We start from the raw sequence: 26,102 nt of genomic DNA on the forward strand, positions 1-26,102 counted from the left end.
CGTCGGGTAGTGGCCCAACGGTAAGCGGGTCCGCGACTATCCTTTGCACACTGCGGTCTAGATCGCTGTTTGCAGGATTGTTCAAAAGGAACCCGCATGTCCGTTCAACTTGCCACTCAGGACCGCTGGCTGGATCTCAATGATTTGCTGCGAGAACTGGTCGCCCAAGGCTTTATCAACCAGGATTCGGCCGAACTCGCGCTCAATGCCCGACGCCGGCACGCCGCCAATGGCCAGTTGCACCCGTTGGAGTTTATTGCCAGCCAACACCTGGATGACCTCAGCCGTCCCGGCAAACACCTCGACTTGGAAAGCCTGACCCTGTGGCTGTCGCAACAGGCCGGTCAGCCTTATCTGCGCATCGACCCGCTGAAGATCAACGTCGCGGCCATTACGCCGCTGATGTCCTACGCCTTCGCCCAACGCCACAAGATTCTCGCCGTTTCCATCGACCGCGATGCCGTGACCGTGGCCAGCGCCCAGCCCTACGTCACGGGCTGGGAAGCTGACCTGACCCACGTCTTGAAGCTGCCGATCAAACGCGTGGTGGCCAACCCGGCGGATATCCAGCGCTTCAGCGTGGAGTTTTTCCGACTGGCCAAATCGGTCACCGGTGCCACCAACGCCGATCAGCAGACCAGCTCCCTGGGCAACTTCGAACAACTGCTCAACCTCGGCGCCAGCGACCAGGAACCGGACGCCAACGACGCGCACATCGTCAACATCGTCGACTGGCTGTTCCAGTACGCGTTCCAGCAGCGGGCCAGTGATATCCACATCGAGCCGCGCCGCGAGCAAGGCACGGTGCGGTTTCGCATCGATGGCGTGCTGCACAATGTTTATCAATTCCCGCCCCAGGTGACCATGGCTATCGTCAGCCGCCTGAAAAGCCTGGGCCGAATGAACGTCGCCGAAAAACGCAAACCCCAGGACGGCCGGGTCAAGACCAAGACCCCGGACGGCGGTGAAGTCGAACTGCGGCTCTCGACGCTGCCCACGGCATTCGGCGAAAAAATGGTCATGCGGATCTTCGACCCGGAAGTGCTGCTCAAGGACTTCGATCAGTTGGGTTTCTCCACCGATGACCTGCGCCGCTGGCAAGACATGACCCGCCAGCCCAACGGCATCATCCTGGTGACCGGACCGACCGGTTCGGGCAAGACCACCACGCTCTATACAACATTGAAAAAACTGGCGACGCCGGAGGTCAACCTCTGCACCATCGAGGACCCGATCGAAATGGTCGAGCCGGCCTTCAACCAAATGCAGGTCCAGCACAACATCGACCTGACCTTCGCCGCCGGCGTGCGGGCGCTGATGCGGCAGGATCCGGACATCATCATGATCGGCGAGATCCGCGACCTCGAAACCGCCGAAATGGCGATCCAGGCAGCGCTCACCGGTCACTTGGTGCTTTCAACCCTGCACACCAACGACGCACCAAGCGCCATCAGCCGCCTGCTGGAACTCGGCGTGCCGCATTACCTGATCAAAGCCACGGTGCTCGGGGTCATGGCCCAGCGCCTGGTCCGCACCTTGTGCCCACACTGCAAGGCGCCGCTGACCCTCGGCGAAGAAGACTGGCAAACCCTGACCCGGCCCTGGCAAGCACCGCTACCGAACAACGCCCACCGCGCCATCGGCTGCCTGGAATGCCGCGACACCGGCTACCGCGGCCGCGCCGGGGTCTACGAAATCATGCAACTGACCGACAGCGTCAAGGCGCTGATCACCCCCGATACCGATTTGCTGGCGATTCGGCGTCAGGCGTTCAAGGAAGGCATGCGCAGCTTGCGGCTGTCGGGGGCGCAGAAGGTCGCGGCGGGATTGACGACGATTGAGGAGGTGTTGCGGGTGACGCCGCAGAGTGAGCAGAAGTAGTCGGGTTGACTCAGAGCTTGTCCCAGATTGCTGACTTGAACCAGGCTGGGATCTGCTCCGTTCTCAGCTCCAGATCCTCGCCATTGGTGACTTCCGCCAACCAGATACTTTCGTGGCTGGAGTTATCGAAGATGTAGGCGCGATCGCTGTAGCGAATGGCATCAAGAAGAAGATCGAGAGAGCGGGCGTAACGACTCACAATCTTATCTTCTGGCACTGGATGACCACCAAGACGGACCCTGTTCTGCACTCGGGAAATATTGATGAGGGGGTCATCTGTTGCCACAAAATAGAGATAGGTTCGGAACCCCTTTTCTTGAGCTGTACGCAACAGCGCCACTTTATCGGGGGACGACATGACAGTTTCGAAAGTAAACGACGCCCCAATGTCCAAAAGCTTGTGGCGTAAAAAGTCCGATATCACCGAGGCATAGTAGGAGTTGACCAAAATCCCGGAAAAGTCCAAGACATCGTCATTTAGCCGAACCCGTTGAGATTCCGTCACCAAGTCTGCCTTCTTCAGCAACGTCGATCGCCCGAAAAATTCCAGCAGCGCTTGGCCAGTCCCGTTTACACCATATTCTTTCAAATCAAGAAAACCGGTATCCCGAATGTCTTTCTCAACCTCATCCGGATTGATATAGATACCCAAAAGTTCTGGACCGATAACCGACTTGATTGTGCTTTTACCAGAACCATTTGGACCGGCGAACATGCGCATCCTGGGTACAGCTGTCATTTCAGGCGTCGCTTTTCGCCACGCACGACCGTGGTCGGAGCCGCAATGTTCTTCAGCTTTTTCCGTGTTCCGTCTGGAGAAATCTCATAAAGCGCACCATTTTGACTTTCCAGCACCGTATTGCCAGAAGCCAGTGCTTGCCAATATGCCTGGGTAACGGCAGATGCCGCCATTTCAGGTATATGCGACTCCAGATAGCTCAGCGTTTTCTCTTGCATGATCATGCTTCCTCAATCAGGCATTCAAAATAGCCGATACGCTCAACGGTTTGCCAGACATGGTTACATTTTGCGGTAGTTGAATTTGACCAAACACAATCCTACAAGTCTTTTGCCTTACACTTCGGACCATCGCCAACTCATTGATCCACACCTCAACAGGGAATCGTTATGCAGATCGGTAGTGTGCTTTTACTCTTCGTCGGCCTGGTCGTCGCCATTCTGTTCATGGGTTTCAAGGTTGTGCCCCAAGGCTACCAGTGGACGGTCGAGCGTTTCGGGCGTTACACCAACACCCTCAAGCCGGGACTGAACATCATCATTCCAGTGATGGACCGCATTGGTCGCAAGATCAACGTGATGGAAAGCGTGCTGGATATTCCGCCCCAGGAAGTCATCACCGCCGATAACGCCACGGTGCAGATCGATGCGGTGTGTTTCTTCCAGGTGGTCAACACCGCCCAGGCTGCCTATGAGGTGAACAACCTCGAACACGCCGTGCGCAACCTGTTGCAAACCAATATCCGTACCGTGCTCGGCTCCATGGAGCTGGACGCGATGCTCAGCCAGCGCGACAACATCAATGAAAAACTGCTGCGCACCGTCGATGAAGCCACGGCGCCGTGGGGCATCAAGATCACCCGGATCGAAATCAAGGACATCAGCCCGCCAGCGGACCTGATGGCCGCCATGTCCGGCCAGATGAAAGCCGAACGGATCAAGCGCGCGCAAATCCTCGAAGCCGAAGGCCTGCGCGCCGCCGCCATCCTCACCGCCGAAGGCAAGAAGCAGGCGCAGATCCTCGAAGCCGAGGGCGGTCGTCAGGCTGCTTTCCTTGAGTCCGAAGCCCGGGAACGTCAGGCCGAAGCCGAAGCCAAGGCGACTCAGGTAGTGTCCGAAGCCATTGCCGGCGGCAACGTGCAGGCGGTGAACTACTTTGTTGCGCAGAAGTACATCGATGCCTTGGGCAAACTGGCCTCGGCCAACAACAGCAAAGTGATCCTGATGCCGCTTGAGGCCAGTTCGATGATCGGCGCTGTCGGCGGCATCGGCGAAATCGTCAAGGCCACGTTCGACAACAAGAAAGCCTGAGGCGCGCGCCATGTGGGCATTCCTGCAACATTTGTCGTTTTGGGACTGGCTGGCCTTCGGCACGGTGCTGCTGATTCTGGAAGTGTTCGGCGCCGGCGGTTATTTGCTGTGGATCGGCATGGCCGCGGCAGCGGTTGGCGTGTTGACCTTCGTGCTGCCCAGCCTGTCCTGGGAGATGCAATTCCTGCTGTTTGGCCTGCTTTCAATCGCCACTGCGCTGTACTGGTGGCGACGCCAGCGCAGTGCCGTGAGAGAAAGCGATCAGCCCAACCTTAATTTGCGCGGCCAGGAACTGATCGGCAAAACCTTTGTGGTCCATGAGGCAATTGTCGACGGTCGCGGCAAGATCAAAGTGGCCGATGGTGTATGGATGGCTCGCGGGCCAGACGCTGCGCTGGGTAGCCGTGTTCGGGTGGTCAGTCAGCAAGGGGCGATTCTGCTGGTAGAACCGGCTGACTGAGCAGTCATGGAACTCGATTGGGTAAATGACGATCAAAGCCCGTAGTTAACCCCCAGTGGAGTCACCCCTATGCGTCTCAAACTTGCTGTCGCTACCCTTGCCTTGCTGTCTCTCCCCGTTGGTTCAGCAATGGCCGACAGCTTTTGGCGTAACGTCATTTCCTCCGGCGCAACCACCGGTTCGACCTACCTGACGTTCAAGGATCACAAACTGATCGTTGCGGCCCAGGACGATGCCGGTAGTTTCGTCGCCAGTGACGGCGGCATCCGCGGCCCTTACCTGGAAGCCGCCATGCAGAAAGTCCGCGCTGACAATCCGGGCCTGCAAGCCACGGACATGGAACTGGCGAATGCGATCCTGGCGAAGAACGCCGTCGCTTCGGAATAAGCCTTACAGCTGTAAAAATGCCGCTCATATGAGCGGCATTTTTTCGCCCGCATTATCTGTAGGAGCGAGGCTTGCCCGCGAAAGCAGTGAGTCAGTCGATATAAATGTTGAAGGTTAAATCGCTTTCGCGGGCAAGCCTCGCTCCTACAGGTACGGGGGTTGTCAGCGGTAATCGTCTACCGGCACACACGCGCAAAACAGGTTGCGGTCGCCGTAGACGTTATCCACCCGGTTCACCGCCGGCCAATATTTGTGGGCCTTGGTGTGCGCATCCGGCGTCACGGCTTGCTCGATGCTGTAAGGCCGCTCCCACACTCCGGTGATGTCGGCCAGGGTATGCGGCGCGCGTTTCAGCGGATTGTCTTCCGGGTCCCAATTACCGTTTTGCACCTCGGTGATTTCGGCGCGGATGCTGAGCATTGCGCCGATAAAACGGTCCAGCTCAGCCTTGGATTCGCTCTCGGTCGGTTCGACCATCAGCGTCCCCGGCACCGGAAAGGACATGGTCGGAGCATGGAAGCCGTAATCCATCAGGCGCTTGGCCACGTCTTCTTCGCTGATCCCGGTCAGCACCTTGAGTGGCCGCAGATCGAGGATGCATTCGTGGGCCACCCGCTCGTTACGCCCGGTGTAGAGCACCGGGAAGGCGCCGGACAAATGCTGCGCCAGGTAATTCGCCGCCAGAATCGCCACCTCACTGGCATCCGCCAATTGCGGCCCCATCATGGCGATGTACATCCAGCTGATCGGCAAAATGCTCGCGCTGCCCCAAGGCGCAGCGCTGACCGCCCCGTTCTGCGGCTGCGGGCCGTCGATCGGCACCACCGGGTGATTGGCCACGAACGGCGCCAGGTGCGCCCGCACGCCAATCGGCCCCATGCCCGGCCCGCCGCCACCGTGGGGAATGCAGAAGGTTTTGTGCAGGTTCATGTGGGACACGTCGGCGCCAATATCGGCCGGTCGCGCCAAGCCAACCTGAGCGTTGAGGTTGGCGCCATCCATGTAGACCTGGCCGCCGTGGCTGTGGATAACTTCACAGATTTCGCTGATGCCTTCCTCGTACACACCGTGGGTCGAAGGATACGTCGCCATCAGGCAAGCGAGTTTGTCCCCCGCCGCCGAGGCTTTGTCCTTCAGGTCTTCCAGATCGACGTTGCCCGCCTCATCACACTCGACGATCACCACGCGCATGCCGGCCATTTGCGCCGAGGCCGGATTGGTGCCGTGGGCCGAGGATGGAATCAGACAAATATCCCGGGCACCTTCGTGGCGGCTTTCGTGGTATTTGCGGATCGCCAGCAACCCTGCGTATTCACCCTGGGCACCGGAGTTGGGCTGCATGCAGATCGCATCAAAACCGGTAATCGCACACAGCCAGCGCTCCAGTTCCTCGATCATCAGCGCATAACCGACGGCCTGCTCTTTCGGCACAAACGGGTGCAGGTTGGCGAATTGCGGCCAAGTGATGGGGATCATCTCGCTGGTAGCGTTGAGCTTCATGGTGCAAGAGCCCAGCGGGATCATCGACTGATTCAGCGCCAGGTCTTTGTTCTCAAGTTGCTTGAGGTAGCGCAGCATCTCGGTTTCGCTGTGATGGGCGCTGAACACCGGGTGACCCAGATAAGGAGTGCTGCGCAGTAACCCGTCAGGAATGCCGGAAACCAGGGTTTCAGCGTCCAGTTCGTCGACGTTAAGCCCATGATCGGCGCCGAGGAAAACATCGAACAGCTTCGCCACGGTGGTTTCATCACAGGTTTCATCCAGACTCAGACCCAATTGCCCGCGTCCGAGAATGCGCAAATTGATCTGCGCGGCCCGGGCGCTTTCGATAATCGCCGTTTGCGCGCCACCGACTTCCAGGGTCAGGGTGTCGAAAAACTGTTTGTTGAGGCGGGTAATGCCATGACGCTCAAGGCCGGCGGCGAGGATGCACGTCAACCGATGCACACGCTGGGCAATGCGTTTCAGCCCTTCCGGGCCGTGATAGACCGCATAGAAACTGGCGATATTGGCCAGCAGCACCTGGGCGGTGCAGATGTTCGAATTGGCCTTCTCCCGGCGGATGTGTTGCTCGCGGGTTTGCAGGGCCATGCGCAAGGCAACGTTGCCACGGGCATCTTTCGATACGCCGATGATCCGTCCGGGAATCGCCCGCTTGTACTCATCGCGACTGGCGAAAAATGCCGCATGGGGTCCGCCATAACCCATGGGCACGCCAAAGCGCTGGGACGACCCGAATACCACATCGGCACCGAGTTCCCCCGGCGGCGTCAGCAACAACAGGCTCAGCAGATCGGCCGCGACACAGGCCAGGGCTTGCTGGGCATGCAGATGATCGATCAACGGCCGCAGATCGCGAATCTCGCCGTGGGTGTCGGGGTACTGCAGCAACGCACCGAATACCTGGTGCTGCTTCAAGTTATCCACAGTGTCGATGATCAACTCGAAACCGAAGCCTTCGGCACGGGTCTGGACCACGGAAATGGTTTGCGGGTGGCAGTTCTGATCGACGAAAAACAGGTTGCTCTTGGACTTGGCGACTCGCTTGGCCAGGGCCATGGCTTCCGCCGCAGCGGTGGCTTCGTCCAGCAGCGAGGCGTTGGCCAGTTCCAGACCCGTGAGGTCGATGGTCAGTTGCTGGAAATTGAGCAGCGCTTCGAGCCGGCCCTGGGCAATCTCCGGCTGATAAGGCGTGTACGCGGTGTACCAACCGGGATTTTCCAGCACATTGCGCAGGATGACCGTCGGCGTGAGGGTGCCGTGGTAACCCATGCCGATCAGGCTGGTCCAGACCTGATTCTGTTCGGCATAGCCGCGCAGTTTGGCCAGCGCGGCTTCTTCATCGAGGGCCGGCGGCAAGTCCAGTTCCCGGTTAAGGCGAATACCTGGCGGCACGGTATGCTCGATCAACTCGACCCGAATGCCAAGACCAAGGCTGTCGAGCATCGCCTGCTGCTCGGCGGCATCGGGCCCCAGGTGGCGGCGCAGGAAGGCATTCGGATCGCGTAACTGGCTCAAGGACGGCAACTGGGACATGACGGGCTCTCTCTTGACTGGCGCTCAACGTCGATGCAACACGGTCAAACCAGCATAGCAGCCGATACCCGAGCGGATGGCGTGGCGCCTTCGCTCAATCCCGATCATCATGTTCGGCGTCTACTTAACGTCCGCTATCGGGTGTCTATTATTTATGAGCCAACTGCCATTTCTGCCGTTTTCCAAACCCGTCATCGATGAGGCCACGATTGCAGCGGTCGGCGACGTGCTGCGTTCGGGCTGGATCACCAGTGGCCCCAAGGTCCAGACCTTTGAGGCGCAACTGTCAGAGTTCTTTGGCGGGCGCCCGGTGCGCACCTTCAACTCCGGCACCTGCACCATGGAAATCGCCCTGCGCATTGCCGGCATCGGGCCGGGCGATGAAGTGATCACCACACCGATTTCCTGGGTCGCCACCGCCAACGTGATTCTGGAAGTCGGCGCCACGCCCGTGTTTGCCGACATCGACCCGGTCACCCGCAACATCGACCTGGATCAACTGGAAGCGGCGATCACCCCGCGCACCAAGGCAATCATCCCGGTGTACCTCGCCGGTTTGCCGGTGGACATGAATCGCCTATATGCCATCGCCAAAAAACACGGACTGCGGATTGTCGAAGACGCCGCGCAAGCCTTGGGTTCGAGCTGGAACGGCCAACGCATCGGCGCCACCGGTGATTTCGTGTCGTTCAGTTTTCAGGCCAACAAGAACGTCACGTCCTCAGAGGGCGGTTGCCTGGTGCTGAACACGCCTGAAGAGGTACGACTGGCGGAGAAGTACCGTTTGCAAGGCGTTACCCGCACTGGCTTCGATGGTCTGGACGTGGATGTGCTGGGCGGCAAGTTCAACATGACGGATGTCGCGGCGGCCATTGGTTTGGGGCAATTCGCGCATATCGAGGCCATCACGGCTCATCGTCGTGAGCTGGCGCGGCATTATTTCGCATGTTTTGGTGACGATTTCGAAGCGCAGTACGGGGCGCAACTGCCGCCGGCGGATTTCGTGAACAGCAACTGGCATTTGTTTCAGTTGGTATTGCCGGAGCGTAAGCCACGGGCGATGTTCATGGAGCAGATGCAGGCACTGGGTGTCGGCATCGGTTATCACTACCCGCCGATTCACTTGCTGAGTCTTTACCGCGAACGCGGCTTCAAAGAGGGGATGTTCCCGGTGGCCGAACGGGTCGGTCGCCTGATTGTTTCGTTGCCGATGTTTACCACCATGAGCAAGGCGGATGTCGAGCGGTCGGTGGCCGCAGTGAAGTCCGTTCTAAAATCATAAAAACCTGTGGGAGCGAGCCTGCTCGCGAAAACGGAGTGTCAGTCGAAATAAATGTTGACTGACACAACGCTTTCGCGAGCAGGCTCGCTCCCACATGGGTTTCGCAAGGCTTGGGTTATTCGCCGATAGCGCCTTTGTAGCCTGCTGCGTCGAGCAGCTTGTCCAACTCAGCTTTGTCGCTTGGCTTGATCTTGAAGATCCAGGCACCGTACGGGTCGGTGTTGAGCAGTTCAGGCGAACCGCTCAGGTCTTCGTTGATCGCGATCACTTCACCGCTAATCGGGGAGTAGATGTCGGAGGCGGCTTTAACCGACTCAACTACACCGGCTTGATCGCCAGCGGCAAAGGTTTTGCCGATTTCAGTCAGCTCGACAAACACCACGTCGCCCAAGGCTTCCTGAGCGTGATCGCTGATGCCCACGGTGACGGAGCCATCGGCTTCCAGACGCGCCCATTCGTGACTTTCGGCAAAACGCAGGTCGGCAGGGATATCGCTCATGTTCTGTGTCCTCAAGAAAAATGTCAGCGGTCGTTGCCCGCCAGAAAAGGGTTAGATCAAAGTTTTGCCATGGCGTACGAAGGTCGGTTTGACCACTCGGACCGGGTACCACTTGCCACGGATTTCCACTTCTGCGCGGTCGGCGGTCGCCATCGGCACGCGCGCCAGTGCAATCGACTTGCTAAGCGTAGGAGAGAAACTACCACTGGTGATCTCCCCTTCGCCAACATTGGCGATACGGACGACTTGATGAGCGCGCAAAACCCCACGCTCTTCAAGAACCAGACCGACCAGTTTGTGCTGTACGCCACCGGCCCGTTCGGCGTCCAGGGCAGTGCGACCGATGAACTGGCGAGTGGCCGGTTCCCAGGCAATGCTCCAGGCCATATTGGAAGCCAGCGGTGAGACATCTTGATGAATGTCCTGACCGTAGAGGTTCATCCCGGCTTCGACACGCAAGGTGTCCCGGGCGCCAAGACCGATGGGCGAGATGCCTGCACCGACCAGATCGTTGAAGAAACCGGGCGCCTGATCGGCTGGCAAGACGATTTCCAGGCCATCTTCACCGGTATAACCGGTGCGTGCGATAAACCAGTCGCCATCGAACTGACCTTCGAAAGGTTTGAGTATCTGGATGAGGTTGCCGCGGGACTGCGTGACCAGTTCGGCGATCTTGTGCCGGGCCTGAGGACCTTGAATGGCCAGCATCGCCAACTCTGAGCGCTCATTGAGTCGCACATCGAAGCCGTCGAGATGAGCCTGCATCCAGGCCAGGTCCTGATTCCGGGTGGACGCGTTGACCACCAGCCGATAGCCGTCTTCGAGACGGTAGACGAGCATGTCGTCGACGATGCCGCCGCGCTCGTTGAGCATGGTGCTGTACAAGGCACGGCCGGGGTTGTGCAGGCGTTCGACGTCATTGGCCAGTAAATGCTGGAGCCAGGCCTTGGCCTGGGGGCCGTCGACATCGATCACGGTCATGTGGGATACATCGAAAACCCCGCAATCGCGGCGCACCTGATGGTGTTCCTCGACCTGCGAGCCGTAATGCAGTGGCATATCCCAACCGCCAAAATCGACCATCTTCGCGCCGAGGGCGAGATGAAGGTCATACAGAGGCGTACGCTGTCCCATGGGTTTCTCCTTCCGGGCGTGGCGAAGGTGCGGACAAGCACTGCACGGGGTGAAAGCCTTGAATTAGAAGGCCTTCAGCCGATTTCAGCTACTTGATCTATCAGACGGACCGCACCGAATGCCGCGCATTGTAGCCGCAAGGTGTAGGACTGGCACCTAGGCGTTTCGATGCGCCGAACGTCGAATCAATCCGATGACCGGTAATAGCCCGACCAAAACCAGGGTCAGCGCCGGCAACGACGCCCTCGCCCACTCACCTTCACTGGTCATTTCAAAGATGCGCACCGCCAGCGTGTCCCAGCCAAACGGGCGCATCAGCAGGGTCGCGGGCATTTCCTTGAGCACATCGACGAACACCAGCAACGCCGCGCTCAAGGTGCCTGGCAGCAAAAGCGGCAGATACACTTTGAAAAACAGTCGTGGCCCACTGACCCCAAGGCTACGTGCTGCTTCGGGCAAAGAAGGCCGTATTCGCGCCAGACTGTTTTCCAGCGGACCGTAAGCCACCGCTATGAAGCGCACCAGATAAGCCAAGATCAGTGCCGACAGACTGCCCAGCAGTATCGGTTTACCCCACAGCGGGACCACAAGTTCGCGATCCAGATAACTGAACGCCAGCATGATCGACACCGCCAGCACCGAGCCGGGCAAGGCGTAGCCGAGGTTGGCCAGACTGACGCCGGAGCGGATCACCCGGGTCGGCGCCAGGCGTCGGGCAAACGCCAGCAGCAAGGCAACGCTGACGGTGATCAGCGCCGCCATGCCGCCCAGGTACAGGGTGTGGATGATCAATCCGGCGTAACGCTCATCCAGATCGAAGCGCCCGCGCTGCCAGAACCACACCACCAGTTGCAGCATCGGAATGACGAACGCGCAGGCGAATACCAACCCGCACCAACTCATCGCCGCCAACGCCTTGATGCCGCGCAGGTGATACAGCGCCTTGACCCGTGGCCGCTCGTTGCTGGCCCGATTGGCCCCCCGGGCGCGGCGCTCGCCGTACAGCACGACCATCACCACCAGCAGCAACAGACTGGCCAGTTGCGCGGCAGTCGAGAGGCTGAAAAAGCCGTACCAGGTCTTGTAGATGGCGGTGGTGAAGGTGTCGAAGTTGAACACCGACACCGCACCGAAATCCGCCAGGGTTTCCATCAACGCCAATGCCACGCCAGCACCGATGGCCGGGCGCGCCATGGGCAGCGCCACGCGCCAGAACGCTTGCCACGGGGATTGTCCAAGGACTCGAGCAGCTTCCATCAGGCCTTTGCCTTGGGCCAGGAAAGCGCTGCGCGCCAACAGATAAACGTAAGGGTAGAACACCAGCACCAGCACGAGGATCACGCCGCCGGTGGAGCGCACTCGCGGCAAGCGCAGCCCGGTGCCGAACCATTCGCGCATAAGGGTTTGCACGGGGCCGGCGAAATCCAGCAGGCCGACGAAGACGAACGCCAGCACGTAGGCGGGAATGGCGAACGGCAGCATCAACGCCCAGTCCAGCCAGCGCCGGCCGGGGAATTCGCAGAGGCTGGTGAGCCACGCCAGGCTGACGCCCAGCAACGTCACACCGATACCGACGCCGAGCACCAGCGTCAGGGTGTTGCCCAGCAGGCGTGGCATCTGGGTGTCCCAGAGGTGGGACCAGATTTGTTGATCGATGGTTTGCCAGGAGAAAAACAACACGCTCAGGGGCAGCAGGACCAGCGCGGAGATGGCGAAGACCAGGGGGTACCAGCGGCGTTGGGCGGGGTGGGCCAAGGAAAACTCTCGTTAAATGATTGTGCCCACGCTCTGCGTGGGCACACATCTTGTGACGCTCTGCGTAACGCTTCGACGCGGAGCGTCGGGGGATGCATTCCCACGCTGAGCGTGGGAACGATCAGCTCCGGTCAGTTCCAACCCGCCCGATCCATCATGCGAATCGCTTCCGCCTGACGCTTGCCGGCAATTTCCACGGGCAGCGTATCGGCGACAAACTTGCCCCAGCTCGCCACTTCCGCAGAAGGTGCAACCGCCGGGTTGGCCGGGAATTCCTGGTTCACGTCGGCGAATATCTTCTGTGCTTCCGGCGTGGTCATCCACTCCACCAAGGCTTTGGCCGCTTCCGGGTGCGGTGCATGCTTGGTCAGGCCGATGCCCGACAGGTTGACGTGCACGCCACGGTCGCCCTGATTCGGCCAGAACAGCTTCACCGCCAGATCCGGCTTCTGCTTGTGCAGGCGACCGTAGTAGTAGGTGTTGACGATGCCGACGTCGCACTGCCCGGCATTGATCGCTTCCAGCACCGCGATGTCATCAGAGAAAACGTCAGTGGACAGGTTACTCACCCAGCCCTTGAGGATCTGCTCGGTTTTATCGGCGCCGTGGACTTCGATCATGGTGGCAGTCAGTGACTGGTTGTAGACCTTCTTCGCCGTGCGCAGGCACAGACGACCTTCCCAGTTCTTGTCGGCCAGGCCTTCGTACGTGGTCAGCTCACCGGGCTTCACGCGGTCAGTGGAATAGGCGATGGTCCGCGCCCGCAGGCTCAGGCCAGTCCAGGCATGCGCCGACGAGCGATATTGCAGCGGGATGTTGGCGTCGATGGTTTTCGAGGTGAACGGCTGGAGAATGCCCATCTGCTCGGCCTGCCAGAGGTTGCCGGCATCGACGGTGAGCAGAAGGTCGGCGGTGGCGTTTTCGCCCTCGGCCTTGATGCGCTGCATCAGCGGCGCTTCCTTGTCGGTGATGAACTTCACCTGCACGCCGGTTTTCGCGGTGTAGGCATCGAAGACGGGTTTGATCAGCTCATCGATACGCGAGGAGTAAACCACCACCTCGTCGGCGGCCTGGGCGGCGGTGCTGCCGATCAGGGTCAGGGCCAGCGCAGTCAATAGACGCTTGGGTGCCAACATGGGAGCGGTCTCTCGATTGAAAAATGAGGCCAAATGATAAGGACTCACATTTGCCTTCTCAATCGAACAGTTCGCGGAGGAGTTACCAGATGTTGCATGGTTTGAAATGGGCGGTGGATGGGCCGACGCCTTCGCGGGCAAGCCTCGCTCCTACAGGGGAATGCGTTGCCCGCGAAGAGGCCATCAGCCTCAACGAAGATGTCAGGCCTTGGCCAACGCCGGCAAATCCCCGGTCAACCCCAGCGCTTCACGCACAAACAACGCCTTGGCCTCCGGCAGCTGCTCGACGATCTTCAACCCGGCATTACGCAACCAGCGCACCGGCAGCGGATCGGCCTGGAACAACCGTTCAAAGCCTTCCATCGCCGCCATCAACGCCAGGTTGTGCGGCATGCGCCGACGCTCGTAACGGCTGAGGACTTTGACATCCGCCAGGCGCTCGCCGCGTTCAGCCGCTTGCAGCAACACCTCGGCCAGCACCGCCGCATCGAGGAAACCAAGGTTCACGCCCTGCCCGGCCAGCGGGTGGATGGTGTGCGCCGCATCGCCGATCAGCGCCAGGCCTTCGGCCACATAACGCTTGGCATGGCGCTGACGCAGCGGCACGCACAAGCGAGGATCGGCGCTGAGCACCGTACCCAAACGGCCCTCAAAGGCCCGTTCCAGCTCACGGCAGAAACCTTCGTCATCCAGCGCCATCAGACGCTCGGCTTCGCTCGGCGTGGTGGACCAGACGATCGAACACCAATCCTGCTGACCATCCCGTTCCAGCGGCAAAAACGCCAGCGGACCGTTATCGGTAAAACGCTGCCACGCCGTCATCTGATGCGATTTGGAGCTGCGCACGCTGGTCACGATTGCGTGGTGCAGGTAATCCCACTCACGAGTGGCCACACCAGTCAGGCGCCGTACCGCCGAATTGGCGCCGTCCGCCGCAATCACCAACGGCGCGCGCAAGGTGCGGCCATCGGCCAGGGTCAGCAGCCAGTCATCGCCGGAGCGGCGCATTTGCTCCAGGCGCGCATTGGCCAGCATGCCGAGATCGCAATCGTGCAAGCGGTCGAGCAAGGCGTCCTGAACCACACGGTTTTCGACGATATGCCCCAGCACGTCGGCGTGCACACTCGCGGCCGAGAAGTGGATCTGCCCGGTGCCGCTGCCGTCCCAGACGTGCATGTCGGTGTACGGGCTGCTGCGCCGATTGGCGATGCCGTCCCAGACGCCGAGGCGTTCAAGAATTCGCTGGCTGGCCGCCGACAAGGCGCTCACTCGCGGCTCGAAAGGCGCGGCACCGTCGAAAGGTTTGACGCTCATCGGGCTGCCGTCCAGCAGCAGGACTTCCAGCCCACTGTCCTGTAACGCCAGCGCCAGGGCGCTGCCGACCATTCCGGCCCCGACAATCAGCAGATCTGCGCGCATGTCCATGCTTTAAGCCTGTCTCGCTTGCGGCTTGAGCCGCACGTAAAGGGTTTTTTCGACCCGCGCCACCAAGGTGCCGGCGCCGTCGTGAATATCGACCTGCAACTGTGGCAGGTATTTTTCGCCACTCGCCGTCTGCAAGCGAATCTCGTCGAGCAAGGTCTCGTCGATGTTGAAGCGGGCGAACACCGGGCCTTTGCCCGGCGCGATGAAATCGATGTCGGCCGCCTTGTCCCAGACGATGTACTGGCGTCCGAGGTTTTCCATCAGCATCAGCATGTAGAACGGATCGACCATCGCATACAGGCTGCCACCGAACTGGGTGCCAACGTAGTTGCGGTTGTACCAGCCCAGGCCCATCGACACCTTGATGTCGCGGAAGTCATCACTGATGTGCCGCACCCGCACCCCTGCACCCAGGTACGGCGGATAGAACGTCATGACCCAGCGCATCAACCGCGCCTTGCCGAATTTTGCAGTCAGCCACTCAAGCATCCGGGCGAGTACCCAAACCCATGGCCTGCCGGGCGAACCAGCGCTTGGCCGGCGGCAACAGATCAAGGCCCAGCAGGCCGATGTTGCGCCCCAGGGACACCAGCGGTTGGGTGCTGCCGAACAACCGGGTGACCTGATCGGAGAAGCCCACGGTGAGGTTCTGATCCATCCGTTGGCGTTCGCGATAGGCCTGCAAGGTCGCGAAGTCGCCGGGCGAGGTTTCGCTGGCCAGCAACGCATCGGCCAATGCCTGGGCATCGCGCAAGGACAGGTTGAAGCCCTGCCCGGCAATCGGATGCAGGCTGTGGGCGGCGTTGCCGAGAATCGCCAGATGCGGACGCACCTGCTCTTCGGCCTCGATCAATGTCAGCGGGTACAAGTGTCGCGCGCCAACCTGTTTCAAGGTGCCGAGGCGATAACCGAACACGCCCTGCAATTCGCTGAGGAAGCTCTTTTCATCGAGGGCCGCCAGCCGCTGCGCGTCCATGCCCAAACGGGTCCAGACCAAAGCGCAGCGGTTGTCCGGCAACGGCAACAGCGCCATCGGGCCTTCATCGGTGAAACGCTCGAACGCCATGCCGTTATGGGCTTCGCTCGGGGTGATGTTGGCGATCAGCGCGCTCTGGTTGTACGGGCGCTTCCTGATGCCGATCCCCAGTTGCTCACGCAAACCGGAACGGCCGCCATCGGCGAGCACCGCGAGGTCGCATTCCACAGTGGTTTCGTCATTGAGGGTCAGGCGATAGCCGTCGGTCAACGGTTCCATGCGGGTGACTTCCGCCGGGCAGCGCCAACTGACCACGTCCTTGTCCAGCCCTTGCCACAGGCATTGGCCGAGCCAGGCGTTTTCCACCACATAGCCAAGGGCCGGAACGCCCTCTTCCATCGCCGACAGTCGCGCTGTAGAAAAACGCCCTCGGTCGGACACATGAATCTGTTTGATCGGCTCGGCCCGGCGGGAGATGTCCTGCCACACGCCCAGCCGTTGATAAATCTGCCGAGCGCCGTAGGACAGCGCCGAAGAACGGGCGTCGTAGCTCGGTTGATAAGTGTCTCCGGGAGCGAACGGCTCGATCAGCACGATCTTCCAGCCCCGGGCCTTGGCCCCGGCCTGCAAGGCCAACGCCAGACTGGCGCCGACCAGGCCGCCACCGATGATTGCCAGATTGACTCGACTCATGCCGCTTGTGTCCGTGCTTGCGCCATCAAGGCCTCGATTTCAGCGACCGTTTTCGGCACGCCTTTGGTCAGGATTTCACAACCGGTTTTGGTCACCACCACATCGTCCTCAATGCGCACGCCGATGCCGCGCCATTTCTTCGCCACGTTCGGGTTGTCCGGGGCGATGTAGATCCCCGGCTCCACCGTCAGCGCCATGCCGACTTCCAGCACGCGCCATTCGCCGCCGACCTTGTACTCGCCGACGTCATGCACATCCATGCCCAGCCAGTGACCGGCGCGGTGCATGTAAAACGCTTTATAAGCTTCGCTGGCGATCAACTCGTCGACGTCACCCTGCAACAGCCCCAACCTCACCAGCCCGGCGGTAATCACCTGGACCGTGGCTTCGTGGGCCTGATTCCAGTGTTTGTTCGGCGCGATCTCGGCAAACGCCGCTTCTTGCGACGCCAGCACCAACTCGTAGATCGCCTTCTGTTCGGCCGAATACTTGCCGTTGACCGGCCAGGTGCGGGTGATGTCGCTGGCGTAGCAGTCGATCTCGCAACCGGCGTCGATCAACACCAGATCGCCGTCCTTGAGCACCGCGTCATTTTGCTGGTAATGCAGGATGCAGCTGTTGCGCCCGGACGCGACGATCGAGCCATACGCCGGCATCTTCGCCCCGCCCTTGCGGAATTCGTAGTCGAGCTCGGCTTCCAGGCTGAACTCGTGCAACCCGGCACGGCTGGCCTGCATCGCGCGGATATGCGCCTGGGCGGAAATCCGTGCGGCTTCGCGCATCACCTTCACTTCTGCCGCCGATTTATACAGGCGCATGTCGTGCAGCAGATGATCCAGGGCAACGAATTCGTTCGGCGGCTGGGCGCCGAGGTGCGCTTTAGAGCGGATCACGTTGATCCAGTCCATCAGGTGCCGGTCGAATTCCGGATTGCTGCCCATGGCCGAATACACCCGGTCGCGCCCTTCAATCAGGCCCGGCAGGATGTCGTCGATGTCGGTGATGGGGAACGCGTCGTCGGCGCCAAAGTCGCGGATCGCGCCTTCCTGGCCGGCGCGCAGGCCGTCCCACAGTTCTCGTTCGGCGTTGCGCTCGCGGCAAAACAGCAGGTATTCGCCATGCTCACGACCGGGCATCAGGACGATGACGGCTTGAGGCTCGGGGAAACCGCTGAGGTACTGGAAATCGCTGTCCTGACGATAGACATGCTCGACGTCGCGGTTGCGAATGGCCACCGCGGCGGCGGGCAGGATCGCGATGCTGTTGGGTTCCATCTGCGCCATCAGGGCCTTGCGGCGACGGCTGTATTCCGATTTCGGGATATGAATCATGGGCAGATGGCTTTCCCTGGCAGGCGATTAATGCAACGACGGTTTGGCGGCAGCCGGCTCGGCAGGTTTCTTGGTTTCGGTGAACAGCAGCAACGGCGCGACGCGCAGGTACTCCATGACTTCCATGTAGTCGCTTTCGCCGTCGTCGGACTCTTCCAGGGCATCTTGCACCTGGGCGATGGCGGCCAAGTCCTGCAGGACCTCAGTCGCTTCAGTGCTGAGCATGCTGCTGTCAGGGGAGTTCAAGCCGAAACCGGAGAGGAAGCCCTGGCACCATTGGCCCAGCGCAGCGGCGCGGTCGGCCAGCGGGGCATCGTCGGTGGGCAGCAGCAGGACGACGGTCATGTCGTCGCCGGTCAGCTCACCCTTGACCATCTCTTGCAGGCCGATCAGGGCGTTGCGGACGTTGTCTTGTGGCTCGCCTTCGAGTAGCTCGGCGGCATCGACCAGCCAGCTGTCGGCTTCGAAGCCGGCACCGGCGCAACTGCGGCCGAGCAACAGGCCATGCAGTTCGGCAGGCGAGACGTTATGCCCGCTGGAAGTCAGCAGGGTGGCGAAGGCTTGATACGGGGAATTCTGAATGGGCATGGGCAGCTAGGCGCCAGACGGCGCTATGTCTAGAATGAAGGCCTTGTATCCTACATCGACAGACTCGCCAAGACTATTAAAGGCTGTCCTCCAGCCTGGGGCTGTACGAAACTAAGCGCGCCCGAAGCGTAGGCTGTTTCCTACAGAGCCTGCCACCCATCAGACACATATTCAGTGGACACAATGGAAGACACCGATCTGCAAGCGCTGATGGCAAGACTTGAGCTGCTAATTAGCCGAGTCGAGCAACTAAAGAGCCAAAATGGACTCCTATTAGCTCAGGAAAAGACCTGGCGCGAGGAACGCGCTCACCTCATTGAAAAAAACGAAATCGCTCGGCGTAAGGTCGAATCGATGATTTCGCGCCTCAAGGCCCTGGAGCAAGACTCATGAGTTCAAGCAATAGCGTTACCGTGCAGATCCTCGACAAAGAATATTCGATCATCTGCCCCCAGGAAGAGCGCAGCAACCTGGTGAGTGCCGCCCGCTACCTGGACGGCAAGATGCGCGAAATCCGCAGCAGCGGCAAAGTCATCGGTGCCGACCGTATCGCCGTGATGGCCGCGCTGAACATCACCCACGACCTGCTGCACAAGGAAGAACGCCCGGATGTGCAGGCCAGCGGTTCGACCCGCGAGCAGGTTCGCGACCTGCTCGATCGCGTCGATCTGGTGCTGGCAACCGATCCGGACGTCACCAAGGGCTGAAACGCGAAACCGCTTGGGGTATACTCGCGTCACTCCCTGGGGTGCTTGCCAGTTGACCACGTCCCTGAGCCGATTCGCACTACCCTGGAGGCTGCACGTTGGGCTGGTGTGCATGTCCGCTAGACGGAAAGCCTTAAAGCCTACTGCATCTTCCACCTTGAACTTTCGGGTTCAAGGGCTAAGTCAGCAGCGGTTCATCCGGGGAGCCTGATTCCAGTCCGATGCCGGGTTAATTACCGGCATCGGCTTTTTTACGGGTACGCTTTGTGTACCCGCCCTGCCGAAGCCTAATTCATGAACGAACCTGCGCTGCTTCCCCGCCCGCAACTTCGACGCATGCTGCGCAAGGCCCGCCGCGCACTGACACCCAGTCAGCAGCGCCAGGCCGCTCGCGGGCTATATAAGCAATTGGCCCAGCACCCGCTGTTTCGCCGCGCCAGACATATCTCTCTTTACCTACCCACCGACGGTGAAATCGACCCGCGCCTGCTGCTGCGTGCCGCGCAACGCCGGGGCAAAGCGACGTATCTGCCGGTGCTCAGCGCCTGGCCGCGAACCAAAATGGTGTTTCAGCGGATTCGCCCCGGCGAAAAGCTCAAGCCCAACCGCTTCCGCATTCTTGAACCCCGGGCCAACCTCGGCCGGCAACGCAAGGTCTGGGCGCTGGACCTGGTGTTGTTGCCATTGGTCGGGTTCGACGATGTCGGTGGGCGCCTGGGAATGGGCGGCGGCTTCTACGACCGCAGCCTCGCTTATCTGGCTCGACGTAAAACCTGGCGCAAGCCAACGCTGCTGGGGCTGGCCCATGAATGTCAGAAGGTCGGAAGATTGGCTCAAGCGAGCTGGGATGTACCGTTGCAAGGAACGGTGACAGACAAGGCGTGGTATTTCGCAGGTTCCGCACTGTAGGAGCAAAGCTTGCTCGCGATAGCGGTCTCACAGGCACATAGATGTTGAATGTGACGCCGTCATCGCGAGCAAGCTTTGCTCCCACAATGCGGCGTCAGGAAGACAGGATCAGCGCTTGAAGGCCGACGGCTGGTGCTGTTGTTGCTGCTGCGCGATTTCGATCGGCGCGTCCGTCTTGTTGTTCCACAGGCTTTGGGCATAGCCAGTGGTCACGACGCCGAGGCCGAACAAAATAACCAAAATCCATAGTAAATCCGGTTTGCGTTTCATCGATTGCCCCCCAAAGGCATATCAACACGATGACAGCAGCGGTTTCCGTTGTAGGCCGTGCAGCAGCGTCAAGCTTAGAAGGCCGGCATTTTGCGACAACGTGAACCGACACGCAAACACTGGCGTCAACCGACTGTCGGTTTGTCATAAAATTGCCCGACAACTTGCCCACCCCTCTCGCAAGGAGCAAAAACCATGGCCTATTGGCTGATGAAATCCGAGCCCGACGAGCTCTCGATCAAAGACCTTGAGAAGCTCGGCAAAGCGCGCTGGGACGGGGTTCGCAACTATCAGGCCCGTAATTTCCTACGGGCGATGGCGGTGGGTGACGAGTTCTTCTTCTATCACTCCAGCTGCCCGGAGCCCGGGATTGCCGGGATCGGCAAGATTGTCGAAGCCGCGTATCCGGACCCGACGGCGCTGGAGCCGGAGAGTCATTACTACGATCCGAAGGCTACCCCGGAGAAAAATGCCTGGAGCGCCATCGATGTCGCTCACGTCAAAACCTTCACTAAAGTCCTGAAGCTCGATTACCTGAAACAGCAAACCGCACTGACCGAAATGCCATTGGTGCAGAAAGGCTCGCGCCTGTCAGTGATGCCGGTGACCGCCGAACAATGGGCAGCGGTACTCGATTTACGCTAAATAAAGCAGAACCACCCGGTCATCCTCTTTTGCCCGCCCAATCGGGTTAGGCTGCGTCTCAATTGACTGGCATCAAGCCGCCCCGGCGCTCGATCAGCCAGACTAGGACGCAACAGCCGCAGGATGCCCGCATGTCTACGCACAGTCGCTCTTCGATTTTGTTCGCCAGTTCTTTGATGGTTCTGCTGCTGGGCGCCGGCGGTTTCGGCTACTGGAAATCGATGCATGACCGTCTGCCCGAAGGCCTGTATGTCGGCAACGGTCGCCTGGAAGCCACCGAAGTGCAGATCGCCAGCAAAACACCGGGGCGGCTGGCCGAGGTGCTGGTCGATGAAGGCGACAAGGTCAGCAAGGGCCAACTGCTGGCCCGCATGGACACCCGCACCCTGGAAGCCCAGCGCAACCAGGCTGAAGCCGAGGTGCTACGCGCCCGCGAAAACCTTTCGGCCGCCCAGGCCAACGTGCAATTGCGCCAGAGCGAACAACGGCTCGCTCAACAGGAACTCAAGCGTTCTCAGGAACTGTTCAAGCACGGTTTCGTCAGCGGCCAGATCATCGATCAACAACAAGCACGCCTAGACACCGGCAGTGCGGCAGTCGCCGCGTCCCGCGCCCAAGTGTCGGCGGTCGGCGCCGCGATTGGCGCGGCTCAGGCCCAAGTCGCGATGCTGACCAGCGAAATCGACGACAGCAGCCTACGGGCCCCCATCGACGGGGTGATTCAGTTGCGCATGGCCGAACCCGGCGAAGTGCTCGGCGCGGGCGGGCGGGTCTTGCTGCTGATCGATCCTAACGACCAATACATGAACCTCTACCTCCCGGCCTCGGTGACCGGCCGCGTGGCGGTTGGCGATGAAGCGCGCATCCTGCTCGACGCCCTGCCCGATCACTCGCTGCCGGCAAAAATCACTTTCGTCGCCGGTAAATCACAGTTCACCCCCAAAGAAGTCGAGACCCGCGACGAACGTCAGAAACTGGTATTCCGCGTCAAACTGCGCCTGAACGACCCAAGCGCCCTGCCCCAGGCCAAGCCGGGCATGCCCGGCGCCGGTTATGTGCGCACCGCCCCTATTAGCTGGCCGGCCAACCTGCAATGACCGGCCTGGCGCTGCAAGCGACCGGCATCAACCACCGTTACGGCAAACAGCAGGCCCTGGCCGACATCACCTTCAGCCTGCCCGCCGGCACGCGCTGCGGGTTGATCGGCCCGGATGGCGCCGGCAAGTCGAGCCTGTTGGGGCTGATCGCCGGGGTAAAAACCCTGCAACAAGGTCAGCTGGAAGTGTTGGGCGGCTCGATCCAGGATCGTCGCCATCGCAACAGCCTCTACCGGCGCATCGCCTTCATGCCCCAAGGCCTGGGCGGCAACCTGTATCCCGAATTGTCGATCAGCGAGAACATTCACTTTTTCGCCACCCTGTTCGGCCTGTCGAAAGCCGAATGCGACCAGCGCATGCACAGCCTGCTGCTGGCCACCGATTTGCTGCGTTTCGCCGATCGACCGGCCGGTAAGCTCTCGGGGGGGATGAAACAGAAACTCGGACTCTGTTGCGCGCTGATCCACGAACCGGACCTGCTGATCCTCGATGAGCCAACCACCGGCGTCGATCCCTTGTCCCGTCGGCGTTTCTGGGAACTGGTGGACGATGTCAGAAACCAGCGCCCGCAACTGACGCTGCTGGTCGCCACCGCGTACATGGAAGAGGCCGAGCAATTCGAACATTGCCTGATGCTCGACGCCGGCAAGCTGATCGCCACCGGCCTGAGCAGCGAATTGGCCGCAGCGACTGCCAGCGGCAAACTCGATGAAGCCTTCACCCACTTTCAGGGCGACAGTGGCCACGACAATCAGCCACTAGTCATTCCACCCCGCACCGGCGCCAACACCGACATCGCCATCGAAGCCCACGACCTGACGTTACGCTTCGGCGATTTCACCGCCGTGGACAAGGTCAGCTTCGCCATCGGTCGCGGTGAGATTTTCGGGTTCCTCGGCTCCAACGGCTGCGGCAAAACCACCACCATGAAAGTCCTGACCGGCCTGATGCCGGCCAGCGAGGGCAGCGCCACACTGCTGGGCAATCCGGTGAACGCCAAGGACCTGGCCACCCGCAAACGGGTCGGTTTCATGTCCCAGAGTTTCTCGCTGTATGGCGAACTCAGCGTGCGGCAAAACCTCGACTTGCACGCGCGCCTGTTCGATTTGCCCAAGGCCGATAGCGCCCAACGCATCGACGAACTGATCCAGCGTTTCAATCTGGTCAACGTCGCCGATCAACAGTCTGGCGCCTTGCCTTTGGGTTTACGCCAACGACTGTCTCTGGCTGTGGCGGTGTTGCATCGCCCGGAAGTGCTGATCCTCGACGAACCGACCTCCGGCGTCGACCCAGCGGCGCGGGATGATTTCTGGCGGTTACTGATCGAGTTGTCCCGCGAGCAAGGCGTGACGATCTTCCTCTCCACCCACTTCATGAACGAAGCCCAGCGTTGCGACCGCATCTCGCTGATGCACGCCGGCAAGGTACTGGCCTGTGACACCCCGGCAGCGCTACAACAACAGTTCAAGGGCGAGACGCTGGAAGCGGCGTTTGTCACGTGCCTGGAACAGGCCCAAGGCGCTGGCGAAACGCCGACGTCGCCAGCGCCCGCCGACACGCCTGCCGCCCCGACACCACCAATGAAAGAGCGTGGTTTCAGCGTCGGGCGTCTGGTGGCGGTAGCCAGTCGCGAAGGGAAAGAGTTGCTGCGCGATAAAGTGCGGATGGCGTTCGCCCTGCTCGGGGCGATTTTCATGATGGTGATCTTCGGCTACGGCATTTCCCTGGACGTGGAAAAACTCGCCTTCGCCGTATTCGACCAAGACCAGACGCCGCAAAGCCGTACCTATCTGGAAGCCTTCCGCAGCTCGCGCTATTTCGCCGAACAAGCACCGATCCGCGACAGCAAAGAATTGCACCGACGCCTTCAACGCTCGGAAATCAAACTGGCGCTGGAGATCCCGCCGGGCTTTGGCCGCGACCTGTACGCCGGGCGCCAGCCTAGCGTGGCGGCGTGGCTGGATGGTGGGATGCCGTTTCGTGCCGAGACCAGTCGCAACTACGTCGAGGCGGTGCACCAGGCGAACATCGAGCAATTGGCCGAGCAGAGCAGCCCCGCGCTGAACCATCAGCCGGCAGCAAAACTGGAAACCCGATTCCGCTACAACCAGGATGTGGTCAGCGTTAACGCCATCGGACCCGGGGTGATGGCGCTGATCCTCGCGTTCATCCCGGCCATGCTCACCGCGTTGGGAATCGTGCGCGAGAAGGAGCTGGGATCGATCACCAACTTCTACGCCACACCGCTGACCCGACTGGAATTCCTGTTGGGTAAACAGGCGCCGTATCTGGCTGTAAGCCTGGTGAACCTCGCAGTGCTGGTGGCGATGAACCGCTGGCTGTTCGGCGTGCCGTTCAAGGGCAGCGGCCTGACCCTGGCCTTCGGCGGCTTGCTCTATGTGCTGGCCACTACCAGCATGGGCCTGCTGATTTCGGCGTTCACCCGGACACAGATCGCCGCGATCCTCGGCACCATGATCATCACCAGCCTGCCGACCATCCAGTTCTCCGGGCTGATCGTGCCGCGCTCCTCCCTCGAAGGCGCGGCGGCGGTGATGGGCATGCTGTTTCCGGCTGGGTACTTCCTCGACATTGCCGTCGGCACCTTCACCAAAGCGCTGGACCTGCGACAGTTATGGCCGCAATGCCTGGCGCTGTTCGGGTTCTTTCTCGTGTTCACCGGGCTCAGCCTGGTCATGCTGAAAAAGCAGGAGGCCTGATGCACAAGCTTGCGCATATCTTGCGACTTGGCCTCAAGGAACTGACCAGCCTGCGCCACGACAGCGTGTTGCTGCTGTTTCTGTTCTACGCCTTCACCGTGGCGATCTACATGCCGGCCGCCGGCTCGGTGATCGGCGTGCACAACGCCAGCGTGGCCATTGTCGACGAAGATCACAGCCACCTCTCGCGGCAACTGGCCCAGGCCCTGCAACCGCCGGAGTTCCAGCGACCGGCGTTGCTGCCTTACGGGCAACTCGATCAGGTCATGGACAGCGGCCAGTACACGTTCGTGATCAACGTGCCGGCCAATTTCCAGACGGATCTGTTGGCCGGTCGCCAACCGACGGTACAGGTCAACGTCGATGCCACGGCGATGAGCCAGGCGTTCATGGGCGCGGGTTACATCGGACGGATTTTCCAGCGCGAACTGCTGACCTACAGCGGCCAGACGGATCCCGCCAGCAAGGCGCCGGCGCTGCTGACCACTCGCTCGCTGTTCAATACCAATCTGGAGGGCGGCTGGTTCCTGGCGGTGATTCAGATCGTCAACAACATCACCATCCTCGCGATCATCCTGACCGGCACGGCGCTGCTGCGAGAGCGTGAACACGGCACCCTCGACCATTTGCTGGTGCTGCCGCTGACGGCGCTGGAAATCATGCTGGCGAAAATCTGGAGCAACATGCTGGTGGTGGTGCTGTGTACCTGGATCTCACTGGAAGTGATCGTCAAAGGTGCGCTGGGCGTGCCACTGGCCGGATCGATGACCCTGTTTTTGCTGGTGACCGCGGTTTATCTGTTCGCCAGCACGGCGCTGGGGATCTTTCTCGCGACCCTGGCCCGCTCGACACCGCAGTTCGGACTGCTGGCGATCCCGGTGATTATCCCGATGTTGCTGCTGTCCGGCGGCAGCACGCCGCTCGACAGCATGCCGCAATGGCTGCAATGGGTGATGCAGGGTTCGCCGTCGACGCACTTCGTCAGCCTCAGCGCCGCGATCCTGTTTCGCGACGCCGGGTTGAGCGTGGTCTGGCCGGACTTGCTGGCGCTGACCGCCATCGGGCTGGTGTTCTTTGCGATAGCGCTGATGCGGTTTCGCAAGAGTCTGGCGTCTTGAATGC

25 protein-coding genes and 1 other RNA gene are annotated in these 26,102 nt (G+C 60.6%); 13 read left to right on the top strand and 13 right to left on the bottom strand.

Annotation, left to right across the window (positions count from 1 at the left end):
* Positions 1-96 precede the first annotated feature (96 nt).
* Positions 97-1,881 (top strand): type IV pilus assembly ATPase TfpB, encoded by a 1,785-nt coding sequence (tfpB, locus tag BK667_RS09480; RefSeq protein ID WP_123509744.1) that lies wholly within the window; start codon positions 97-99, stop codon positions 1,879-1,881.
* Positions 1,882-1,891: 10 nt separating this feature from the next.
* Here the strand turns inward: tfpB and BK667_RS09485 are convergent, their stop codons facing one another.
* Positions 1,892-2,596, bottom strand: a complete 705-nt coding sequence (locus BK667_RS09485) for an ATPase (protein ID WP_221178475.1) — start codon at positions 2,594-2,596, stop codon at positions 1,892-1,894.
* Between the two features lie 20 nt (positions 2,597-2,616).
* Entirely contained in the window at positions 2,617-2,838 is a 222-nt protein-coding gene (locus BK667_RS09490) for a hypothetical protein (RefSeq protein WP_221178474.1), read from the bottom strand.
* 171 nt (positions 2,839-3,009) lie between these two features.
* On the opposite strand from BK667_RS09490, the gene BK667_RS09495 reads away from it, so the two are divergent.
* The 3 genes from BK667_RS09495 (at position 3,010) to BK667_RS09505 (ending at position 4,777) form a co-directional block, all read left to right on the top strand.
* A complete protein-coding gene (locus BK667_RS09495) occupies positions 3,010-3,930 on the top strand; it encodes an SPFH domain-containing protein (protein ID WP_123403982.1) in 921 nt (306 codons plus the stop codon).
* 10 nt (positions 3,931-3,940) lie between these two features.
* Positions 3,941-4,390, top strand: a complete 450-nt coding sequence (locus tag BK667_RS09500; protein ID WP_123509742.1) for an NfeD family protein — start codon at positions 3,941-3,943, stop codon at positions 4,388-4,390.
* A 69-nt stretch (positions 4,391-4,459) separates the two neighbouring features.
* On the top strand, positions 4,460-4,777 hold the full coding sequence (locus tag BK667_RS09505; RefSeq protein ID WP_007951791.1) for a DUF2388 domain-containing protein: 318 nt from the start codon (positions 4,460-4,462) through the stop codon (positions 4,775-4,777).
* Positions 4,778-4,939: 162 nt separating this feature from the next.
* Here BK667_RS09505 and gcvP read toward each other — a convergent pair whose 3' ends face one another.
* A complete protein-coding gene (gcvP, locus tag BK667_RS09510) occupies positions 4,940-7,813 on the bottom strand; it encodes an aminomethyl-transferring glycine dehydrogenase (protein WP_123597453.1) in 2,874 nt (957 codons plus the stop codon).
* Positions 7,814-7,967: 154 nt separating this feature from the next.
* Here gcvP and BK667_RS09515 point away from each other — a divergent pair, with 154 nt between their 5' ends.
* Positions 7,968-9,095, top strand: coding sequence for a DegT/DnrJ/EryC1/StrS family aminotransferase (locus tag BK667_RS09515; protein ID WP_123597454.1), 1,128 nt, complete (start codon positions 7,968-7,970; stop codon positions 9,093-9,095).
* Positions 9,096-9,210: 115 nt separating this feature from the next.
* On the opposite strand, the gene gcvH is transcribed toward BK667_RS09515, so the two are convergent.
* From gcvH to BK667_RS09565, 9 genes are all read right to left on the bottom strand, one after another.
* Positions 9,211-9,594 (bottom strand): glycine cleavage system protein GcvH, encoded by a 384-nt coding sequence (gene gcvH, locus BK667_RS09525; RefSeq protein WP_123509739.1) that lies wholly within the window; start codon positions 9,592-9,594, stop codon positions 9,211-9,213.
* A 51-nt stretch (positions 9,595-9,645) separates the two neighbouring features.
* Complete coding sequence (gene gcvT, locus BK667_RS09530; protein WP_123509738.1) at positions 9,646-10,728, bottom strand: glycine cleavage system aminomethyltransferase GcvT; 1,083 nt, start codon at positions 10,726-10,728, stop codon at positions 9,646-9,648.
* 156 nt (positions 10,729-10,884) lie between these two features.
* A complete protein-coding gene (locus tag BK667_RS09535; RefSeq protein WP_123597455.1) occupies positions 10,885-12,483 on the bottom strand; it encodes an ABC transporter permease in 1,599 nt (532 codons plus the stop codon).
* A gap of 131 nt (positions 12,484-12,614) precedes the next feature.
* Complete coding sequence (locus BK667_RS09540) at positions 12,615-13,619, bottom strand: extracellular solute-binding protein (protein ID WP_123597456.1); 1,005 nt, start codon at positions 13,617-13,619, stop codon at positions 12,615-12,617.
* Between the two features lie 201 nt (positions 13,620-13,820).
* Positions 13,821-15,038, bottom strand: a complete 1,218-nt coding sequence (locus BK667_RS09545; protein WP_185058202.1) for a 2-octaprenyl-3-methyl-6-methoxy-1,4-benzoquinol hydroxylase — start codon at positions 15,036-15,038, stop codon at positions 13,821-13,823.
* A gap of 9 nt (positions 15,039-15,047) precedes the next feature.
* Positions 15,048-15,533, bottom strand: coding sequence for a DUF4442 domain-containing protein (locus BK667_RS09550; protein ID WP_123597458.1), 486 nt, complete (start codon positions 15,531-15,533; stop codon positions 15,048-15,050).
* Positions 15,526-16,713, bottom strand: a complete 1,188-nt coding sequence (gene ubiH, locus BK667_RS09555) for a 2-octaprenyl-6-methoxyphenyl hydroxylase (RefSeq protein ID WP_123597459.1) — start codon at positions 16,711-16,713, stop codon at positions 15,526-15,528. The genes BK667_RS09550 and ubiH overlap by 8 nt, the downstream gene beginning before the upstream one ends.
* Entirely contained in the window at positions 16,710-18,044 is a 1,335-nt protein-coding gene (gene pepP / locus BK667_RS09560) for a Xaa-Pro aminopeptidase (protein WP_123597460.1), read from the bottom strand. Before pepP ends, ubiH begins: the two co-directional genes overlap by 4 nt.
* A gap of 27 nt (positions 18,045-18,071) precedes the next feature.
* Positions 18,072-18,632 carry a YecA/YgfB family protein gene (locus BK667_RS09565; protein ID WP_123509731.1) on the bottom strand — a complete coding sequence of 187 codons (561 nt, stop codon included), beginning with the start codon at positions 18,630-18,632 and terminating at the stop codon, positions 18,072-18,074.
* A gap of 183 nt (positions 18,633-18,815) precedes the next feature.
* Here BK667_RS09565 and BK667_RS09570 point away from each other — a divergent pair, with 183 nt between their 5' ends.
* From BK667_RS09570 to BK667_RS09585, 4 genes are all read left to right on the top strand, one after another.
* The gene (locus tag BK667_RS09570) at positions 18,816-19,025 is read left to right on the top strand and encodes a TIGR02449 family protein (RefSeq protein WP_007942437.1); all 210 of its coding nucleotides are present in this window, start codon (positions 18,816-18,818) and stop codon (positions 19,023-19,025) included.
* Positions 19,022-19,339, top strand: a complete 318-nt coding sequence (locus BK667_RS09575) for a cell division protein ZapA (protein WP_007942435.1) — start codon at positions 19,022-19,024, stop codon at positions 19,337-19,339. Before BK667_RS09570 ends, BK667_RS09575 begins: the two co-directional genes overlap by 4 nt.
* Positions 19,340-19,369: 30 nt before the next feature.
* Positions 19,370-19,548, top strand: a non-coding RNA gene (ssrS, locus tag BK667_RS09580) — 6S RNA.
* 85 nt (positions 19,549-19,633) lie between these two features.
* A complete protein-coding gene (locus BK667_RS09585) occupies positions 19,634-20,248 on the top strand; it encodes a 5-formyltetrahydrofolate cyclo-ligase (protein ID WP_123597461.1) in 615 nt (204 codons plus the stop codon).
* A gap of 108 nt (positions 20,249-20,356) precedes the next feature.
* On the opposite strand, the gene BK667_RS33235 is transcribed toward BK667_RS09585, so the two are convergent.
* Positions 20,357-20,518 carry a hypothetical protein gene (locus BK667_RS33235; protein WP_185058192.1) on the bottom strand — a complete coding sequence of 54 codons (162 nt, stop codon included), beginning with the start codon at positions 20,516-20,518 and terminating at the stop codon, positions 20,357-20,359.
* A gap of 195 nt (positions 20,519-20,713) precedes the next feature.
* On the opposite strand from BK667_RS33235, the gene BK667_RS09590 reads away from it, so the two are divergent.
* The 4 genes from BK667_RS09590 to BK667_RS09605 all read left to right on the top strand — a co-directional run bounded on the left by BK667_RS09590 (position 20,714) and on the right by BK667_RS09605 (position 26,098).
* Entirely contained in the window at positions 20,714-21,163 is a 450-nt protein-coding gene (locus BK667_RS09590; protein WP_123509729.1) for an EVE domain-containing protein, read from the top strand.
* Between the two features lie 131 nt (positions 21,164-21,294).
* On the top strand, positions 21,295-22,260 hold the full coding sequence (locus BK667_RS09595) for an HlyD family secretion protein (RefSeq protein WP_123403951.1): 966 nt from the start codon (positions 21,295-21,297) through the stop codon (positions 22,258-22,260).
* Positions 22,257-24,980, top strand: a complete 2,724-nt coding sequence (rbbA, locus tag BK667_RS09600; protein ID WP_123597462.1) for a ribosome-associated ATPase/putative transporter RbbA — start codon at positions 22,257-22,259, stop codon at positions 24,978-24,980. Before BK667_RS09595 ends, rbbA begins: the two co-directional genes overlap by 4 nt.
* Positions 24,980-26,098: an ABC transporter permease gene (locus tag BK667_RS09605; RefSeq protein WP_123597463.1), complete on the top strand. Its 1,119-nt coding sequence runs from the start codon at positions 24,980-24,982 to the stop codon at positions 26,096-26,098. Before rbbA ends, BK667_RS09605 begins: the two co-directional genes overlap by 1 nt.
* Positions 26,099-26,102: the final 4 nt, after the last annotated feature.

The organism is Pseudomonas frederiksbergensis (genome assembly GCF_003732705.1).
Lineage (GTDB): Bacteria > Pseudomonadota > Gammaproteobacteria > Pseudomonadales > Pseudomonadaceae > Aquipseudomonas > Aquipseudomonas frederiksbergensis_F.

Bases quoted from the DNA above. Each gene is read 5' to 3' on its own strand.
- BK667_RS09495 (WP_123403982.1), top strand. From the start codon at position 3,010: ATGCAGATCGGTAGTGTGCTTTTACTCTTCGTCGGCCTGGTCGTCGCC.
- BK667_RS09540 (WP_123597456.1), bottom strand. From the start codon at position 13,619: ATGTTGGCACCCAAGCGTCTATTGACTGCGCTGGCCCTGACCCTGATC.
- BK667_RS33235 (WP_185058192.1), bottom strand. From the start codon at position 20,518: ATGAAACGCAAACCGGATTTACTATGGATTTTGGTTATTTTGTTCGGC.
- BK667_RS09485 (WP_221178475.1), bottom strand. From the start codon at position 2,596: ATGTTCGCCGGTCCAAATGGTTCTGGTAAAAGCACAATCAAGTCGGTT.
- BK667_RS09590 (WP_123509729.1), top strand. From the start codon at position 20,714: ATGGCCTATTGGCTGATGAAATCCGAGCCCGACGAGCTCTCGATCAAA.
- BK667_RS09515 (WP_123597454.1), top strand. From the start codon at position 7,968: ATGAGCCAACTGCCATTTCTGCCGTTTTCCAAACCCGTCATCGATGAG.
- BK667_RS09565 (WP_123509731.1), bottom strand. From the start codon at position 18,632: ATGCCCATTCAGAATTCCCCGTATCAAGCCTTCGCCACCCTGCTGACT.
- BK667_RS09500 (WP_123509742.1), top strand. From the start codon at position 3,941: ATGTGGGCATTCCTGCAACATTTGTCGTTTTGGGACTGGCTGGCCTTC.
- gcvH (WP_123509739.1), bottom strand. From the start codon at position 9,594: ATGAGCGATATCCCTGCCGACCTGCGTTTTGCCGAAAGTCACGAATGG.
- BK667_RS09490 (WP_221178474.1), bottom strand. From the start codon at position 2,838: ATGCAAGAGAAAACGCTGAGCTATCTGGAGTCGCATATACCTGAAATG.
- BK667_RS09595 (WP_123403951.1), top strand. From the start codon at position 21,295: ATGTCTACGCACAGTCGCTCTTCGATTTTGTTCGCCAGTTCTTTGATG.
- BK667_RS09505 (WP_007951791.1), top strand. From the start codon at position 4,460: ATGCGTCTCAAACTTGCTGTCGCTACCCTTGCCTTGCTGTCTCTCCCC.
- gcvT (WP_123509738.1), bottom strand. From the start codon at position 10,728: ATGGGACAGCGTACGCCTCTGTATGACCTTCATCTCGCCCTCGGCGCG.
- pepP (WP_123597460.1), bottom strand. From the start codon at position 18,044: ATGATTCATATCCCGAAATCGGAATACAGCCGTCGCCGCAAGGCCCTG.
- tfpB (WP_123509744.1), top strand. From the start codon at position 97: ATGTCCGTTCAACTTGCCACTCAGGACCGCTGGCTGGATCTCAATGAT.
- BK667_RS09550 (WP_123597458.1), bottom strand. From the start codon at position 15,533: ATGCTTGAGTGGCTGACTGCAAAATTCGGCAAGGCGCGGTTGATGCGC.
- ubiH (WP_123597459.1), bottom strand. From the start codon at position 16,713: ATGAGTCGAGTCAATCTGGCAATCATCGGTGGCGGCCTGGTCGGCGCC.
- BK667_RS09545 (WP_185058202.1), bottom strand. From the start codon at position 15,038: ATGCGCGCAGATCTGCTGATTGTCGGGGCCGGAATGGTCGGCAGCGCC.
- BK667_RS09570 (WP_007942437.1), top strand. From the start codon at position 18,816: ATGGAAGACACCGATCTGCAAGCGCTGATGGCAAGACTTGAGCTGCTA.
- BK667_RS09605 (WP_123597463.1), top strand. From the start codon at position 24,980: ATGCACAAGCTTGCGCATATCTTGCGACTTGGCCTCAAGGAACTGACC.
- BK667_RS09575 (WP_007942435.1), top strand. From the start codon at position 19,022: ATGAGTTCAAGCAATAGCGTTACCGTGCAGATCCTCGACAAAGAATAT.
- rbbA (WP_123597462.1), top strand. From the start codon at position 22,257: ATGACCGGCCTGGCGCTGCAAGCGACCGGCATCAACCACCGTTACGGC.
- BK667_RS09585 (WP_123597461.1), top strand. From the start codon at position 19,634: ATGAACGAACCTGCGCTGCTTCCCCGCCCGCAACTTCGACGCATGCTG.
- gcvP (WP_123597453.1), bottom strand. From the start codon at position 7,813: ATGTCCCAGTTGCCGTCCTTGAGCCAGTTACGCGATCCGAATGCCTTC.